Below are 18,108 nucleotides of genomic sequence, written 5' to 3'. Positions count from 1 at the left end.
TATGATTAAGAGGTAAGATCGGTAAGCACTGACTTGGATATTCTTTGATTCTTTGATTCTATTATGTTGTTGAAAAGGTATAATGCGGCATTGATTTTTCTTGTGATCTGATTATACCCATGTTGAATTTTTTTGCAGCGGCCCCTCGAGGCTATGAATATGCACTTTCTTTAGAGCTCAAAGAGCTTGGTGCAACCAATATAAAAGAGAGTGTGGCGGGGGTGTATTTTTCTGCGCCGCTGGATTTGGCTTACCGTATTACCTTATGGTGCCGTTTAGCAAGTCGGATTATTTTAGTGATTTATAAGGGCCCTTGTGAGAGTCCTGAGCAGCTTTATAATGCGGCTTACTGTATTGATTGGCAAACACATTTCTCAAATAAAAGTACCTTTAGTATCGATTTCCATGGCTTAGGTGGTTTTATTAATAATACCCAATTTGGGGCGCTTAAAATTAAAGATGCGGTTGTGGACCGTTTTCGTGATGATGGCAGCGCTCGTCCTGATGTGTCCCGTGTTGATGCTGATTTTAGGATTGATGCGCATTATCGCCGTAATGAAATTACAATTGGGCTGAACTTTTCTGGCCCAGCCTTACATCAACGCGGCTATCGAAATAATGTGGGTGAGGCGCCTTTGAAAGAAAATTTGGCGGCCAATATGTTAGTGCGTAGTGGTTGGCAACAAAATCCACAAACCTTATTTGATCCTTTCTGCGGCAGTGGCACCTTATTGATAGAAGCGGCGATGATGGTGTGTGATATTGCGCCAGGCTTGCAACGTAAAGCGTTTGGTTTTGAACATTGGCTACGTCATGATGCAAAAGGTTGGAAAGCGTTAATTGAAGAAGCTAAGGCTCGCGCATCATTGGGTAAGACTCGTTGTAATATTAAATTTTATGGCTCGGATATCGATTCTCGTATGATAGCCTTGGCGAAGCGTAATGCTGATGGCGCAGGGGTATTTGATTTAATTGATTTTAAAGTGATTAATGCGCTAAATGTGGCGCCGCCAGAAGCGACTGGCTATTTGATCAGTAATCCGCCTTATGGTGAGCGTTTAGGCAGTACGACAGAATTATTGCAATTGTATTATCAACTGGGCGATAAGTTGAAAACGGAGTTTGGAGGCTGGCAAGTTGGGATTGTCAATAGTGATACAGAGCTATTGTCTTGCCTGAAACTCAAAGCCGATAAACAGATGAAAATGTTTAATGGTCAGTTGGAATGTGCATTTAACCTCTATACCTTACATGCTAAAAGTACCCGCCGTGTTGATCCTGCAAACCTTAAGCAAATGGGCGCGCCCAGTGAGGCGGCTCAGCCTTTTGTGAATCGTTTAAAGAAAAATGTGAAGCAATTACAAAAATGGGCCAAAAAAGAAGGCGTGGATAGTTATCGTTTATATGACGGGGATATACCTGAATATAACGTTGCCATAGACCGTTATTTAGATCATGTCATTGTTCAAGAGTATTCAGCGCCTGCTGAAATTCCTGAATCTGTTACTAAGCGCCGTATTACGGATGTGTTGTTATCTTTGCCCAGTGCGTTGGATATTAGCCCTGATCATATTGTACTTAAGACACGTGAGCGTCAAAAAGGCACCAATCAGTATGAAAAAAGAGAAGATGAAACCTTAGAGCGTATTACACAGGAATATGGCGCTAAGTTTAAATTGAACCTTAAAGGTTACTTAGATACGGGCTTGTTTTTAGACCATCGTTTAACACGCAAATTAGTGGGGCAAAAATCCAAGGGACGTGATGTATTGAATTTATTCGCTTATACCGGATCAGCATCGGTACACGCGGCATTGGGGGGCGCAAAATCAGTGACGACAGTGGATATGTCCAATACTTATTTGAATTGGGCGAAAGATAATTTTGAGCTCAATAATTTATCTCATAAAAAGTATGAATTTGTGCAAGCAAACTGCCTACATTGGATAAAAACATGTCGTCAGACCTTTGATTTAATTTTTATTGATCCGCCTACGTTTTCTAACTCAAAACGCATGGAAGATTCTTTTGATGTACAGCGCGATCATGCCAATATGCTGATTAGCTTGATGCGATTATTGAATCCAGAAGGGGAAATTATTTTCTCAAACAATAAGCGTAAGTTTAAGCTTGATAAGGCAGCACTTACGGCGGTGAATATCGATGTGCAAAATATTGATGACAAGACATTACCATTAGATTATAAACGTAATCCGCACATTCATAATACTTGGCTGATTAAACATGCAAAGTAACAACATTGATTATGATTATGTGCTCTATGGTACCGAAGGGTGCCATTTATGTGAATTGGCCGAAGCGTTAGTGATTGAATTTCATCTCAATGTCTTACATAAAGATATTTGTGATGATGATACGTTAGCTAAACAATATGGGGTCAGTATTCCCGTGTTAAAGCAGGTCAAAACAGATCAGGAAATTGCTTGGCCTTTTACGCAAGTTGAAATACAAGAATTGATTAGGGGTGTGGTTTGAGTCTGGTTCGTATTAATAATGGTTCGTTAGCGTACGGTTATACGCCACTGCTGCTTAATGCTGATTTTACTATTGAAGCTGGCGAGAGGGTGTGTATTGTTGGTCGAAATGGTGCAGGTAAATCTACATTATTGAAAGTCTTATCAAAAGATGCATTACTTGATGATGGTGAATTTAATATCACCAATGATGTTAAAGTGAGCCGCTTGCAGCAAGATCCGCCAAAAGCTGAAGAAGGAACAGTTTATTCTTACATTGCCGGTGGGCTGAAAGCGGTGGGGGAAAAACTGGAACGTTACCATCAATTATCCCATGATGTGGCCAATGCCTCACCTGAGGATATGGAGCGCATGCTGAATCAAATGCAGCGTTTACAAGAGGATTTAGATCACAGTAATGGTTGGTTGCTGGATTCTCGCATTCAGCAAAATTGTGAGCGTTTAGGTTTAGATCCAGATAAAGCTTTGAAAGCGTTATCTGGAGGGTGGCAACGAAAAGTGGCGTTGGCTAGAGCATTGGTGAGTGAGCCTGATTTATTATTATTGGATGAGCCAACGAACCATTTAGATATTGATACTATTGAATGGTTAGAGACCTTTTTATTAGGGTATAAAGGCGCCATTGTATTTATTAGTCATGATAGGGGATTTATTTCCCGCATGTCGACGCGAATTGTGGATCTTGATCGTGGGGTTGTGACCTCTTGGCCGGGTAATTATCAGCAATATTTAGCCGGTAAGGCTGAATGGTTACGGGTTGAAATGGAGCAAAATGCTCATTTTGATAAAAAATTAGCTGAAGAAGAAGCTTGGATCCGTCAAGGAGTGAAAGCCAGGCGGACCCGTAATGAAGGTCGTGTTCGGGCACTCAAAGCTCTTCGAACTGAGCGCAGTGAACGTATTAATCGTCAAGGCGGTGCTAAAATGGCGGTGGCAGATACCGAACGCTCAGGTAAGTTGGTATTTGATATTCAGAACCTTGAATACAACATTCCAGAGAAAAATCTGGTTAAAAACTTCACCAGTTCAGTGATGCGTGGGGACCGAATAGCCCTGATTGGTCCTAATGGATGTGGTAAATCAACGCTTATTAAATTGCTTATCGGTCAGCTTGAGCCACAATTTGGCGAAGTGAAAGTGGGAACTAAGCTCGACGTGGCCTACTTTGACCAATACCGTGAAGCGCTAGATCCTGAAAAAACTGTTGAAGATAATGTGGGTGAAGGCAAGAAAACGGTGACCATTAATGGGCAAGATAGGCATATTTTAAGCTATCTGCAAGACTTCTTATTTTCGCCTATGCGCGCAAGAACACCTGTTAAGGCCTTATCGGGTGGTGAAAAAAACCGTTTATTATTAGCTCGCTTATTATTAAAGCCGGCAAACTTAATTATTCTCGATGAGCCGACCAACGATCTTGATATTGAGACCCTTGAGTTGTTAGAGTCTTTGTTAACCGATTATAAAGGCACTTTACTCATTGTTAGTCACGATAGGGAGTTTATTGATAATACCGTGACCAGTAGCTGGTGGTTTACAGGCAATGGGCATTGGAGTGAATATGTTGGCGGTTATCAAGATGCGGTGCGTCAAGGTGCTAAATTTTATTCTGAGGAACCTGTGAGTGAAAAAGCTGTCCAAGCACCCGTTGAACAAACAAAAGCCACCAGTGTTAAAAAGGAGAAGGCACCGGTTGAGAAAAAATTATCTTATAAATTGCAGCGGGAGCTAGAGTTATTGCCTGCAAACATGGAAACCCTTGAGCAAGACATTGAAGCCTTGACGAATGAAATTGCAGCGCCAGCATTTTATGAGCAAGCACAGGATCTCGTTAATAAGAAGCTCGCATTATTGGCGGAAAAAGAACAACAATTGGAAGTTTGCTTTGAGCGGTGGGAAACGCTTGAATCGATGAAGTAAACTTAAAATAATAATAGGAAATAACAATGACGTTTACATTAAACAGAGCCTTATCTTTAGTGGCTGTTGGGGTGTTCAGTGTATTGCAAAGCGCGACTGCAGCTGAAGTCTATGAAGTCGTGAATTTAGATCAAGTGTATGACAGTAATGAGACGAGTCCGACATTAACCGGTACCTTGTCTGCGACGCAAAAAGGTTTTGGCATGGTCATTAATAATAATGATTATGCATTAGGCACGGCAACCAATATTGCTAAAGCTGCATCCAATAGTGTGAGTTTGGCAGATGGGATCGCGCCATCAGAGTCCAGTACAGTGCGAGTGTTAGACAGTAGTGGTAGCGCAACAAACAGTAGTGGTACTGCTTATAAAATGACAAATACCACGCCTATGGTGGCTAGTCAGTTTATTTTTACCGCAGATGGCACTGGCACGACATCAACAGTCTGGGAACCTACTTTTGTTAGTGTTAATGGTCAAATTACGCCAGTTTATCCAGACGGTGGAGAAAACACGGTTGATAGTTATTATTATGGTTTAAATGACAGTGATTTGCGTACAGGAGCCATGACGGCTCCACAGCAGCAAGATGATCCTGTTGATCCAACTTATTACTATCGTGATTATGAACGCCGCGGCTTTGTACAAAATGGCAGTGATACTGAAATTGAATTAATACCGGATGATGCGTCAGTTTTTTATACTGGTATTGGCAGTAATGGCGATGAGTTAACTGCAACTGTGGGTGGATGGTCAGTGGGCGCAGATGTGAATAATAATAGTATTGTCACAGGTTATGCCAGTACAGACTTAAGCAGCACAAGCCAAGATTATGTCAGTAGTTGTATTACTAACAATACGAGTGATACTACTGCCAATATTTGTGTTCAAAACGAGCAGTATAATGGCAATATCGATTATCAACTGCGGGCGTATGTGTGGCAATACGATTCAAGCACTAATACCGTAACAGAGACTAAACTACCACTTGGAGCCACTGAATCCGGAACTACTGTCTATGATGCGCAAGGTCTAGCCATTAATGATAATGATGTGGTGGCGGGTCGCTCTTATGTGTACCGTAATAATGGTAGCAGTTTGTATTATGATGCGGCTTATTGGACATCAAACGGAGATGGGACTTATGCCTATAACTGGATAAATACAGGCAGCAGTAGTACAAAATCGATTGCTAAGGGGATTAACGACAACGGCATCGTGGTGGGCAGTTACACTAAATACATTAACAGTTATTTGCGCAGTAAGTTTTTTTACTATGATACGCAATCTGGTGGATCTGTTGTTACTCCAAATGACTTTTATAATAGTACTTCAGACTTGAGTAGTGAAGCTTATGATATTAACAACAAGAATCAAGTGGTGGGCTGGATTGAGTCAAAAGAAAGCAATACTACCAGTAATCGCCCTAAATCGGGTTTCTTGTATAATATGGATGCGCAAGAGTTTAATGATGTTAATGATTTGTTGACTTGTGAGTCAAAAGGTTACGAGCAAGATACTGAGGGAAACTGGAGCCGTAAACAGGTGACGATTACCAGTGGTACCGGGGAAGTCTTTACTTATGATGAAGACATTGACGTGGTACAAGCCAATAGTATTAATGAAAATGGCGTTATTGTTGGTGTGGCTATGGTGCAAAAGCCTGTTTATTCTATCAGTAATGGTAGCGTGGTCATAGGCGAAAATGGCTTGCCTAATATTGAGAAGGCAGGTAATGGTGGGCCGGTGACCTCTGCAGTCCCTCGCATGGTCGTCTTAAACCCTGTGACAAATGGAACTGCTTGTACTGTGAGTTCAGGTAATGAGAATTATACTCGCGAGGGCGCAGCGACGTTTGCGTGGTTATTTTTCCTACCGTTATTATGGTTGAGACGTCGCTTTAGTGTGTAGTATTTAAGGATGGAGGAACGTTTGCTTAGGATTGTTCTTAGCATTATTTGTCAATGATTAATAGCCAATAAAAAGCCCCTTCATTTATCAATGAAGGGGCTTTTTATTGGCTCAGCAGTAGCGAGTACGATTTTTGAAGTGTGATGCTAGAAGGTTGATGTATCTGTAAATACACCCACTTTAAGATCGGTCGCAGAATAAATTTCACGGCCATCGACTTCCATTGTTGCATCTGCAATACCCATCACCAGTTTACGGTAAACTTTACGTTTGATGGTGAGTTTGTAAGTGACTTTCTTGGCTTCAGGCAAGACTTGTCCAGTGAATTTCACTTCACCAACGCCTAAGGCGCGACCTTTACCGATAGCGCCTTCCCAGCTTAGGAAGAAACCGACTAACTGCCACATTGCATCGAGTCCAAGGCAGCCGGGCATGACAGGATCGCCCGCAAAGTGACAATCAAAAAACCATAAATTGGGATCGATATCTAACTCAGCAACAATTTCTCCCTTACCAAATTCACCACCATCACCATTAATTTTTGTTATACGGTCGATCATTAGCATATTGTCTTTAGGAAGACGAGGAGAGTTAGATTGAAATAACTCTCCTAAACCAGAAGCAATAAGATCTGCTTTATCAAAATTGTTTGCGTTACTCATTGTATTTTTTACTCCAGCAATTTGAGCGCCTAGATTAGCGAACACGTGTAAGCTAAACAACTCCGATCAGCTAGAAAATACGAAGTTTTTCGAGGAGTTTGCCAAACAGGCTCTTTTCTTCCTCGGGATACCCCGCTAAACGATCTAATCTTGTCTGTACTAAACCATAGAGCGACCCTTCGGGGAAGTGATGGTCTTCGTCGGCCTTTCCAGCTGTCTTGTTCATTAACAGTTCAACGGCTTCATCAATATGCTCTATTTGGTATATATGAAATTGTTGTTGCTCAACAGCTTTAATGATAGTGGGCTTTAAATTAAGTTGCTGACAATTTGCCGTGGGAATAATGACTCCTTGTTCCCCGGTGAGGCCTCGTCTTTCACATAAATCAAAGAAGCCTTCAATTTTTTCATTAACGCCGCCAATGGCTTGTACATTCCCAAATTGATCGATGGCACCTGTTGCTGCAATGCCTTGAAAAATAGCCTGCTCACTGATAGCTGAAATAAGGCAGCAATATTCTGCGAGTGAAGCACTATCGCCATCGATTTCTTGGTAAGATTGCTCAAACACGATATTTGCGTTGAGATGAAGCGGGGCGTCACGACCAAATATACGATATAAGCAAGCTGATAAAATCATCATCCCTTTAGCATGAATATTGCCGCCAAGTTCAGACTTTCTTTCAATATCTGCAACCTCGCCATCACCATAATGTACTGATGCGGTAATGCGAGCAGGCTCCCCATAACGGTATTCGACAGTGTCGAGCACCGTTAGGCCATTGATTTGACCGATAAGCCTTGCATCTGTTGAGACATTAATAAATTTATCATCAAAGTTTTGTGCAGACAGTTGAGCTGATGCATTGTGGCGTTGGTTAAATTGATAAATAGCATGTTCAACATCTTTGTCTGTAATGGCCTCTGTTTTACTGTAGGCTTTTGCTTGAGCTAACACTTGTGCGATAAAATTAGACAGTAAAGTGAATCTTTGTTGATGATCTGCCATTTTAGATGCGTAATTGAACAAAGGAAGTAGGCTAGATTGAGCTAGCTTCACATTGTGGGTGCTGGCAATAGCCATGAGCCATTTAAGGTAGTCTTGTTCGTTGTATACACTGCGATCCATTTCATGAATAAGCTCACCTAAGAGTGGAAAATGGGTCGAAAAAAGCCGCTCTTCTATCCAAGCATGACTATAAAGCGATGCATTTCCGATGAGAATGACCTTTGCCGTTAAGGGGATTGCTGGGAGTGACTGATTGGTTTTATATTCTCTCTCGCTGAGAATATGCATGAGAAGATCCCAAAGGCGCTCTTGTTTTAATAAGGATTCTGCACAAATAAAGACATATTTATATTGGCTCAATACGCCTTTTTGAGAGGACTGCTTGTGTTGCTGGCCTGTGCCAATTAAATCGATACGTTTAATATTTCCCGCTAAATAGCAAAAATCGTCAATGTTATCTTGATATGGCTGACTGGCATGAGGATTGGGCTCGTCTTGATGTTGTGATTGAGATAAGTGCTGTTGAGCATGGGAAACTAAGGCTTTGATGAAAGGCAATCGGCTGATCCCTTCGTTATCGGCGATATACATATGTTGTTCGGGAATTTTAGATAACAAAGAGAAAGCGTCGAGTGTTCGTTCTTGGCCTAATAATAATGCACTCATATCTTCAAAAAGGGACGTATTATCTATATCAAGGCTATTGGTTTGCAGGCGAGCTTGTTCATTATGTTCTTGTTTATCAGTTGTATGCCCTGCAATTGTGGGAATGGTAAATTGTGGTGATAGAGCATTAGCAGGAATAGCGGTAGAATTCATAGAGGCAAAGCTTAGCAATGTAAAGAGTTGATAATGGGATAGTAGCATATCTTTTTCAGTGCTTGATAAATTCCATTCGATAATTCAAATTTGTGCATCGTTGTTTTCTTGTTTTGTGCACTCTTTTATTGTGTTGAAGTCTCACGGGTATAGTGTCTCTTAACCATGATTTTATTAAGTCGATGTGATTTTCATCATTTTGTTGTTTATCTCAACACTTAACCCTTCTCAAGGAAAATAGCGGTTTACAATAAAGTGAGGTCAATATATTATTCGCGCCACTGGAGAGATGGCAGAGTGGTCGAATGCACCGGTCTTGAAAACCGGCATGGGTTTGTAGCCCATCTAGGGTTCAAATCCCTATCTCTCCGCCAAATTTCAAATAAAAAACCTATCTAAAAAGATAGGTTTTTTATGCCCACCATTTGAATATGGTTTTGTAGCACACTTATGTAGAGTTCAAATCTCTATCTCTGTGCCAAATAAAATAATAAAGGCAACCTTAATAGGTTGCCTTTTTTGCATCTGAAATAAAATGAATGCGGCATGGGTTTGTAGCCCATTTAGGGTTCAAAGCCCTATCTTTTCGTCAAATAAAATAAAAAAGCACTTAATAACATTAGCGGTTTTTTGTGTTTACCATTATTCTGTTCAGAGATAATGTGCCGTTCTGAGATAAGTTGACACTTTGGATACTTATCGATGAAAACCTAAACGAAAGTGAGTTATTTATTGTTTTTTATTTGTCGATTAAGCTGAGCGCTGCTTTGTATGACTCAGTATGAAACAAAAGATAATGCTGAGACAACCTAATATGATTAAAGTCAGGCTTAGAGGAAGTGTTGAGGTGACTTTCCATTGTAATACGAAAGTTGAAATGAGGAAGGCAAACACGAATTCACAACAACCAAAAAGGGCCGAAGCTGTGCCTGCCATTTCACCAAAGGGTTCAATGGCCCCTCCAGCGCCAGCCCCCATGAGCATAGCGCCTCCCAGACCCATAATCATCATGGGGCCCATGAATCCAAACATACTTAAGCCAAAATAGGCATACCACAAGAGCATGCAAATACCGCTTATGAGCATTAGGGTCGCCCCGCAAAGTACCGTGTGAAATGTCCCCACTTTTTTGGCACAGAAACCACTGATAAAGCTACCAAGAAAAAAGACGATCCCTAAAGAGGCGAAGTAAAACCCAAAATGACTGGGGCTAATATGCAGTAATGTAATAATGATATAGGACGAGGAAGAAAAAAAGGTCATAAAACTGGCGAAACCAAGAGAAGCACAACAAGTATAGATTAAGAATTGTCTATGAGAAAAAATATCATAATAGGTTTTAAGTATATGAGAATCGACTTTTTTACGTTGGTGGTGTGCTAAAGTCTCATTGATGGTAAATTTTGCTGAAATGAGTATTATTAGCCCTATGATACTCAATGCGGCAAAGGAGGCGCGCCAACTAAACCAACTTTCTAGATAGCCCCCAATAATGGGAGCAAAGATAGGGGAAAGGGCAATGGTTGAATTTAAGAAACTGTATATTTTAGCGCAGTCATCCCCAGAGAAAAGATCCCTAACGATGGCAAAAGCCGATACCATCATGCCGCAAGCCCCTAGAGCTTGAGATATTCTGCCAATGATTAATATGTCTATATTTCCAGCGAATGTACAAATTGCCGATCCAAGAATAAAAAGACTCACACTGGCAAAAACGATATGAAGCCGACCGAGTTGATCGCTTAATGGGCCCATTAATAATTCACCGAGTCCTGTCATTAATAAAAAAAGGCTGATAGTAAGCTGAACCGTTAATTGACTAGCATGAAAATCTGCTTTAATGGCGGGAATACTCGGTACATAAATATCTAGCGCTAAGGCAAAGCTAAAAATAAGGGGGGATAAAATGAGAATGACCATGAATATGGGCTGAGATTGTAATGTTTTGTGAACCAAAAGAACCTCCTTTTTTAAAAGGTAATATCAAGCGTAGTCAAGTTTAACATTTAGGTGGATGATTTTTTAAAATAAATGATGAAGATAGGTGAGTACCATTGAGCAATGGTAGACTTTATCATTAACTCTCTAATGAAGGCGGTAATATGAATATAGTCTTGAAGCTGGTTGTAACAATATTAGCTTTTTTGTTGCTGCAGGCATGTGCAATGAGAGTGGATAGCGAGCGAGCAGAAAATCAAGTGTATCAAGGATTGCCTATCGGGGCGTTGATCCATCACATTGGCCATCCTCAATATGAATGGGCGGAGTTTAATGGGGATCGAGAATATATGTGGTTGTTTACAAATGAAGTGAAACAGTATGAAGAGGGGGATGTGCACCATTTATTCCAGAATAAAGGGAAGAGCGATAATCTTGGTCCTTGGCAACCGTCATTATTGAAAAAATGCCAGTTTTCAGTGCTTACCGATGAAAAAAATGTGATTAGAAGTATCAATTTTGAGCAAAATAGTCCCAGTATGCAGCCACAGTTTACTTCTCTGTGTATTGAGGTGTTAGAGGTGGGACGAGAGAATATGGTTGCTAATACTCATTAACTTTAATGGATTAATAATACTATTAATTGACTTATCTTAGTTCTATTTTTTTTATTCATGTTCTGTTGTTTTCTGGACGAACGTAGTATGTTGTTAAATAAAATAAGATTTTGTTATGTATGTATCCTTTACAGGTTTGGTGGAGGTTATACCGTACTGATCTTGCCTCTTGCTCAAGTATGAGCGATAGACCTAAAGAAATGGATTCTGATAAAAAAAATATGCTTCGTTTTACTTACCCTGTTTTTCACCCCTCAATGGACGTTAGCGACTCAGAATAATTTAGGTGAAAGGTTCACGATTGACTCTTCACTGCTGAATGAGACACGTCAATTTCAGGTCGTTTTGCCGGAAAATTATCACGCAGACTCATCAACGAATTATCCCGTTCTCTATCTTCTTGATGGTGATTACTTATTACATGGTGCATCAGGAATGTTGGATTTATTAGCCAATAAGGGACAACTTATTCCTGATATTATTGTGGTTGGACTGGCAGATAAAGGAACGGATAAATATCGGCAATATATGACTCCTCAGGGGTTAAGTGCCCCTAGAAAACAAGGCGATATGGGAAAGGCTTCAGAATTTTTAGCTCATATTAATGAAGAACTTATACCTTATATTGAAGCGAATTACCGTACTGCTGATAATGAGATCATATTTGGCCATTCTATTGGAGGGCTATTTGTTTTAAATGCGTTACTGGAGTCACCTAATACCTTTAACCGTTATTTTTCTTCGAGTCCTTCGGTGTGGCTAAATGACTATGCTTTTGTTAAACGGGCTAAAAAAGTGATGGCAGAGAGTCAACATGATCCCGTCTCTCTGTATTTATCTTTGGGTGATGAGACACGCATGGGACAATATGGGTTTATTGATGTGTTAGATGATCTACAGCCGAAGAATATTGATTGGCATTTTACTCATTATCCCAATGAAAATCATGTTTCTGTCGCATTGATCAGTCTACGTAATAGCCTTAAACATACCTTTGATGGCTGGTTTATTGCAGAAAAAGAACTGAATAAAATTCGCTCTGCTGATGATATTATTGCACATTATCGACCTCTATTGGCCTCATTTAATATTAAGCAGGCCATTCCCACTCCCAGTGTGAGGGCGGCTATTCGTTACTTTTATCGGAATGAAAAACAAGCTGATATTGGTGCTTTTATGCAGAAAGTAAAGCAAGAGTTGCCAAGTTCAGAAGCGGCTTTTGTGATGATGTTGGCCAGTTATCGTGGGCATTTTGATGCACCTCAAGCCGGTATTGAACTCTTGCTGAGTAAAGAGGCTAGTTTTAGTCATTCCATTGAATATATGAAGGCAATTGCAGTGGCTTATGATAAGGCTGGCAATGATAAATTGTCATTAGACTACTATCAAAAAGCACTTGATTTGTCTAAAAAACAGAATGCAAATCAATGGCAAGTGAATATTATTGAGGCTAAATTATTACAGATGAGCAAGATGACACAATAAATTGGCCAAACCATAGCGCTGGGGTTGCATGGTGAGCAACCTCAGCCTTCATCTTGATTTGTTTTTGTTCAATAAACGAATTCTTTTTTATGCCAGTAAGACTTCAGCGGAATTTTGCTTATATTCCTAGACTAAACAAGGACGTGAATCTGGTGTTTGGGGCGCTCAAATTCATTTAGGTTTGTTGTTGTATGTTTTCTAGCAAGCTGCTGTATATTCAAACTTGATTCAAGTTTCAGTAATTGTGATTGAAGTTGAAAAATCTCTTGTTGTGCTTGTTCTAGTTTTTTGTCACTTTCCATTTTGGCTTTTTCTAGTTTTTTGTCACTTTCCATTTTGGCTTTTTCTAGTTTCTTGTTACTTTCCATATCGGCTTCGAATTGTTTAGCGTTTCGGCTAGCGGTTTTTAATTTGTTGCCTTTATTTTTTGTGTCGGTTATACCAAGATCGAGCCCCATGCCTGCGACACTGCTGGTCGTGCTTTTCCCCATTTTTATCATAGATAATGCACTGCCTACAGCGCCCGGTACACTGGCTGCAGATGCTGCACTACACCATAATGTGCTGACAGTGAGCGCTGTTTTCAATACAACTGATGTTGTATTGGCCCAGTATGTGGCATTTTCATCATTCATCCCCATTTTATCAAGCATGGCATAGACGGCATTTGCTAAAGCATCGGAACCCATTTTAAGACCGTCTCCTCCGCCCGCTTTGCTGCGCCAATCGGCAAATGCACAGCCCGCATCAGAGACGACAAGTGCAAATGCAACACCAGACATGGCCATGACTGGAATACCTGCCCCGCCTGTTAAAACCGTCGCTGCAATGGACAAGCCTAATCCTACACCGGCCAAAGCGACATTAAATAAGGCTTTAAAAAAGTTCTTCTTAGCAAGGTCGACGCCATTATCTTTTGCTTTCTGATCGAGCTCTGTTGAACGTTTAATTAAATCCATTGATTCGAGCTTTTTTTTCCCTGAATCACTGATTTCTGCTAAATCCAATGCTGCTATCGTTCTGTCTACAGGACGTGGAACAAGTATCCAGTCTGAGCCAAGATCGGAAAGAGGGACTTGGTTAGGGTCAAACTTTTTGGCAGAAGTCGGTTCTTTTTCTTTAGCTTGTGCCAAGTTTAATGCATTCAAACTCGTTTTATGTGTATTGTTAATAGGTTGAGTCATGAGCACTCTCCTTAATGAGGTGTATAACTAGCCAATGATTTCTTGAAGTAAACTCTGTGCTAGTGTTCTTATTTCTGGCTGAATAGGATCGATAAAGCTTTGATCAATACAAGTTTGTAAAGCTTCAATAGACTCAATAGATCTGTCTATAGAGGAGTAACATTGGGCAATCCGAAAGGTCACGCCAGCATCACAAGCATCCATCAAGGCGGCATAGCCGTAAAAAGAAAGGGCATTTTCAAATTGATCTAAGGCATGCAAACAAGAGGCGAATCCAAGAATGTATGCTCGACGCCAAGGGTTATTCATGACTAAATAAGTGAAGGAGATCAGGGCTGATTGCATGTCTTGACGTTGATAATGTTCAAGAGCGTCTCTGTAAGCATTATCGAGTTCAGTGTCCGTTACACCGTTATAGTCAGCTTGGGTTTGATGCTCGTCAATGGCGCGTTGTATTGCATTGGCAAGCTGCTCAAGTTCAGGAGTTACTTCTCTACTGTCTGTCATTGTTAACCCCTTATGTCGCAAAGTGTGCTGAAAAATTTTGAAATGGTGTATTTTTTAGTTTTTAGCCTAGTTTTTAGTGGATCTATTCACTTTAATAGTGTCATTACATGTTTAAATAAACTGAGAGAAAATAGCTAAATTAGCCAGTGCTAAACTAATAATAAATTGATGGGGAAATAAATTACTATCACTTTTATACTCAAAGCGTTACTAACTCATCTTACCAGTTGAACCTGTATTAGACCTTGGTCTTATTTTGGGGCGATTTTTGGTTGAAAGGTGAGCGATAGGGAATGGATAATCAATTTTGAATGCCTTTTTCGTTCCTATGTTTTGTGAGTTTTAATCAAAATAGTCAGTGCTGTATAGAGCCTGTTGATCTTTGATGAGTATTTTTGCAGCGATTTGTCCTTATTGATATAAGGAAGAGCTTATGCCGAGGCGTCATGCTCGGCTTTGATTACCGATGTCGCGCTATCTTCTCCAACCTTGGAGTTGTCCGCTTGAGTTCAAAATATTACTTTATCTCTTCCATTTGATGTTTACGGATAAACAAATGTCATGTTCATATGGAAGTGAATTGAAGGATCTAGGGATCCTACATAATCAAGCAATGATATCTTAAAGGGGAGCAACAAGTGCTGTCCTCATTTTGTTTAAAGCCGAATTCACTAAACGTGCTTTATTCTTTGTTGAGTGTCCCTTTGTTTAAAGAAAGGAGCTTAGAATGCTAGGTGCCATCCCTCTTGCTGCGATTAAAACACGTTTATCTGAACATGATTTTGCTGATTGAATGATCTTAAAACCAGATTAGTTTAACCTAAACTCGGGATAATGAGTGTCAAAGAGTATTGGTAATCTATTTAAAGTTAATAGGGTAAAATCAGCCCAGTTATTCTTTATTGTTTAATTTGGCTAAATACCGCTATTTTTGTCTATATCAAGGTGGGATTTCGTGTTTAATAGTTAGTGAGCCCTAAATTAATATAATAAGTGCAACACTCACAGATAGGGGCAAAAATAGGGCTATTAAGCGGCGCTGCTTATTCCGAGTTCAGGTTAATCAGCATCTAGAACAAGACACACAGCCCAATCATCGTAATGGTACCAGTCAAAAAACGGTAAAACATGCCTCTGGCAGCTTTGAGCTTGATGTTCCTAGAGACAGACAATCAACCTTTGAATCTCAGCTTATTAAGAAACATCAAACCACCTTAACCGATTAAATGGATAGGCAAATTTTATCCATATTTAGCATGAGGATGAGCTATCGTGACATCCATCAGCATATTAAAGAGTTGTATGGTGTTAATGTCTCTGCCGGCACCATGAACAGTGTCATCGATAAGTTGCTACCTGACTTAAAGCCTGGCAACAAAGGCCGTTAGAGAGTCATTATCCCATTGTTTGGCTTGATGCTATTCACTATAAAGTGAAAGAAGAAGGTCGCTAAATCAATAAAGCTGTTTACACTCTGCTTGCCCTGAATATGAAAGGGGGAAAAAGAAATCCTTGGCTTACGCCTTTCTGAAAATGAAGGGGCTAACAACTGGCTATCGGTACTGACAGACTTAAATAATCGGGGTGTTGAAGATATGCTCATTGCTTATGTTGGTGGCCTGGCAGGCTTCCCTGAGGCCATAGCCAGTATTTTTCCTCAAACAGAGGTACAGCTGTGTGTCATTCATCAAATTCGCCACTCGATGAAACATCTGGCATCAAAGCATCAAAAAGCCTTTATGGCTGATTTAAAGCCTGTTTATCGTGCAGTGACGAAGGAAGCAGCAGAGATAGCACTGAATGAACTTGATGCTAAATGGGGCAGTATTTATCCATTGGTTATCAACACTTGGCGTCGAAAGTGGGATAATTTATCACATTATTTCAAGTATTCGGAGCCTATTCGAAAAGTAATTTATATCACCAATGCCGTTGAAGCAGTGCATCGTCAATTTAGGAAATCAACCAGAACCAAAGGGGTATTTCCAAATGAAAATAGCTTGTTGAAATTGCTTTATGCAAGCATATTAAACGCCAGTGATAAATGGACCATGCCCATTCACAATTGGAGCTTAGGTTTATCACAGTTGGCCATTTATTTTGAAGGGCGTTTAGATAACGTGTTGGATATTTAGATTATATCGTTGACACCAAATATTGAACGCCCTCACACTTGATTTATACTATGTGATAAATTTTGTACTGTAAAACGCTTTAACTTTGGGGGCGTCCTTTCTAGTATCAACCCTTATCATTAGGTTCTAGCTTTGAGCGCCACCTAGCAATATACCCAATGGCACCAAGCCCTAAAAGCTCGGCAACCCCAAATGATCCACCAGAACTAGAGTTTTCATTACTAGGATTTACTGAAGCGTCTACTGGCTTTTCTCTGGGAGGAAAATTAAAATTATGGGTGGCCAATACATCTTCTTTAGTTTGACAAGATAAGTTCATGGCCTTAGATACTTCCTCGAAAATCCACTTGTTACCTTCCTCGTTAGGATGAGAGATATCAACCCACATTCCAAGAGTGTTTACTAAATGATTTCTATCAGCTGGGACACCATTTTTCTTTTCGATCTGCTTAGGTAAGTTGATATAAAGCCCACTAGTTTCACTTGCTAAACGCATCAATTCAAGCCTAACCCAATTCGATTCATCACTAGACCAAACAAAATCAGGAACCACAACATTAACGTTATATTTATTACAAGCCGATATTGTTAAATTAATAACATTCTTAAAGGCAAGTTGATAAGCAGGAGCATTTTCACCAGCATCATTATGACCTAGTGCTAAAATCAAGGTGCTAGAATTTTCACATATCGTATTGATTACATTCTCAGACGTATAACGTAACCTGCGGCCACTTTGTGAAAAGTTGTTACACACAGATTCACTGTATGAAGATAAATAGCTAATTCCAGAAAAACTAAAAACACCACCACTTTTAATAATCACCTTTATTTCAATAGCGCCAGAACCATCATCATATAAATCAACATCAGCACAAGAAAAGTTATTAACGAGGCCGGATGAATCAATTGTTTTATGAACATCCCCGTTAATTAAAATATCAAATTTCGCGCCATCTGGCTGCTGTATATAATGAATTAGAGCTCTAGCCATAAATGCGGGGATTTTAAAAACAAGAAAGCTGTTAATAGTGGATGTTCTATAACCTAAACCTGAAACAAAGTTTTCAGCATCTGCTCTTACAAGAGATTGCCAACCATTAGATTTAGAAAATATTCCAACATCCTGACTTTCATTTTTACCACTTCCTAGCTTTGTATAGGGCGTATATCCATAACTATACGTCCCGTACTCTACATTAAATGCTCTTGCGATAAGATTAGCCCATCCATTACGAGTAATATCACCAGCGAACGCACCATGAGTAATCGAGTCACCCAATATTGATATTGATTTTTCATTGTTAAAAAAATTGGATAATTTAACACTGCTGCTTGAAAAAGTAACTTTAGGAAAAAGGAGAGAAAGCCCTAGCGCTCCGTAAAATGACAAAAATTCACGTCTATTTAAGCTCATTGAACTGATA

12 protein-coding genes, 1 tRNA gene and 1 pseudogene are annotated in these 18,108 nt (G+C 39.9%); 8 read left to right on the top strand and 6 right to left on the bottom strand.

Annotated features, from left to right (window positions below):
• The first annotated feature begins 119 nt into the window (after positions 1–119).
• The 4 genes from rlmKL to Q0976_RS05075 are packed head-to-tail and all read left to right on the top strand — an operon-like array spanning position 120 to position 6,325.
• Complete coding sequence (rlmKL, locus tag Q0976_RS05090; protein ID WP_299491693.1) at positions 120–2,255, top strand: bifunctional 23S rRNA (guanine(2069)-N(7))-methyltransferase RlmK/23S rRNA (guanine(2445)-N(2))-methyltransferase RlmL; 2,136 nt, start codon at positions 120–122, stop codon at positions 2,253–2,255.
• Complete coding sequence (locus Q0976_RS05085) at positions 2,245–2,496, top strand: glutaredoxin family protein (RefSeq protein WP_299491691.1); 252 nt, start codon at positions 2,245–2,247, stop codon at positions 2,494–2,496. The genes rlmKL and Q0976_RS05085 overlap by 11 nt, the downstream gene beginning before the upstream one ends.
• Positions 2,493–4,415, top strand: coding sequence for an ABC transporter ATP-binding protein (locus Q0976_RS05080; protein WP_299491689.1), 1,923 nt, complete (start codon positions 2,493–2,495; stop codon positions 4,413–4,415). The genes Q0976_RS05085 and Q0976_RS05080 overlap by 4 nt, the downstream gene beginning before the upstream one ends.
• Before the next feature lie 26 nt (positions 4,416–4,441).
• Positions 4,442–6,325: a DUF3466 family protein gene (locus Q0976_RS05075; protein ID WP_299491686.1), complete on the top strand. Its 1,884-nt coding sequence runs from the start codon at positions 4,442–4,444 to the stop codon at positions 6,323–6,325.
• A gap of 146 nt (positions 6,326–6,471) precedes the next feature.
• On the opposite strand, the gene fabA is transcribed toward Q0976_RS05075, so the two are convergent.
• Together fabA and Q0976_RS05065 are read right to left on the bottom strand one after the other, a co-directional pair.
• The gene (gene fabA, locus Q0976_RS05070; protein ID WP_299491684.1) at positions 6,472–6,987 is read right to left on the bottom strand and encodes a bifunctional 3-hydroxydecanoyl-ACP dehydratase/trans-2-decenoyl-ACP isomerase; all 516 of its coding nucleotides are present in this window, start codon (positions 6,985–6,987) and stop codon (positions 6,472–6,474) included.
• 70 nt (positions 6,988–7,057) lie between these two features.
• The gene (locus Q0976_RS05065) at positions 7,058–8,815 is read right to left on the bottom strand and encodes a S16 family serine protease (RefSeq protein ID WP_299491682.1); all 1,758 of its coding nucleotides are present in this window, start codon (positions 8,813–8,815) and stop codon (positions 7,058–7,060) included.
• 283 nt (positions 8,816–9,098) lie between these two features.
• On the opposite strand from Q0976_RS05065, the gene Q0976_RS05060 reads away from it, so the two are divergent.
• Positions 9,099–9,189: transfer RNA gene (locus Q0976_RS05060), tRNA-Ser, on the top strand.
• 376 nt (positions 9,190–9,565) lie between these two features.
• Here Q0976_RS05060 and Q0976_RS05055 read toward each other — a convergent pair.
• Positions 9,566–10,771: a multidrug effflux MFS transporter gene (locus Q0976_RS05055; RefSeq protein ID WP_299491679.1), complete on the bottom strand. Its 1,206-nt coding sequence runs from the start codon at positions 10,769–10,771 to the stop codon at positions 9,566–9,568.
• A gap of 146 nt (positions 10,772–10,917) precedes the next feature.
• On the opposite strand from Q0976_RS05055, the gene Q0976_RS05050 reads away from it, so the two are divergent.
• Positions 10,918–11,370: a hypothetical protein gene (locus tag Q0976_RS05050; RefSeq protein WP_299491677.1), complete on the top strand. Its 453-nt coding sequence runs from the start codon at positions 10,918–10,920 to the stop codon at positions 11,368–11,370.
• Positions 11,371–11,556: 186 nt separating this feature from the next.
• Entirely contained in the window at positions 11,557–12,855 is a 1,299-nt protein-coding gene (locus Q0976_RS05045; RefSeq protein ID WP_366525069.1) for an alpha/beta hydrolase-fold protein, read from the top strand.
• A 131-nt stretch (positions 12,856–12,986) separates the two neighbouring features.
• Here the strand turns inward: Q0976_RS05045 and Q0976_RS05040 are convergent, their stop codons facing one another.
• Positions 12,987–14,039: a hypothetical protein gene (locus tag Q0976_RS05040; protein ID WP_299491674.1), complete on the bottom strand. Its 1,053-nt coding sequence runs from the start codon at positions 14,037–14,039 to the stop codon at positions 12,987–12,989.
• Between the two features lie 27 nt (positions 14,040–14,066).
• Positions 14,067–14,546 carry a CesD/SycD/LcrH family type III secretion system chaperone gene (locus Q0976_RS05035; RefSeq protein WP_299491672.1) on the bottom strand — a complete coding sequence of 160 codons (480 nt, stop codon included), beginning with the start codon at positions 14,544–14,546 and terminating at the stop codon, positions 14,067–14,069.
• A gap of 1,049 nt (positions 14,547–15,595) precedes the next feature.
• Here Q0976_RS05035 and Q0976_RS05030 point away from each other — a divergent pair.
• Positions 15,596–16,681 (top strand): annotated as a pseudogene (locus Q0976_RS05030) (IS256 family transposase); the annotation flags it as partial.
• A gap of 106 nt (positions 16,682–16,787) precedes the next feature.
• On the opposite strand, the gene Q0976_RS05025 reads toward Q0976_RS05030, so the two are convergent.
• Positions 16,788–18,098, bottom strand: coding sequence for an SGNH/GDSL hydrolase family protein (locus Q0976_RS05025; RefSeq protein ID WP_299491670.1), 1,311 nt, complete (start codon positions 18,096–18,098; stop codon positions 16,788–16,790).
• Positions 18,099–18,108 lie beyond the last annotated feature (10 nt).

Origin of the sequence: uncultured Shewanella sp. (genome assembly GCF_947501665.1) — a bacterium.
Lineage (GTDB): Bacteria > Pseudomonadota > Gammaproteobacteria > Enterobacterales > Shewanellaceae > Shewanella.
Note: the sequence above shows the minus strand (reverse complement) of the source record. Positions and strands in the feature narration are given on the sequence as shown.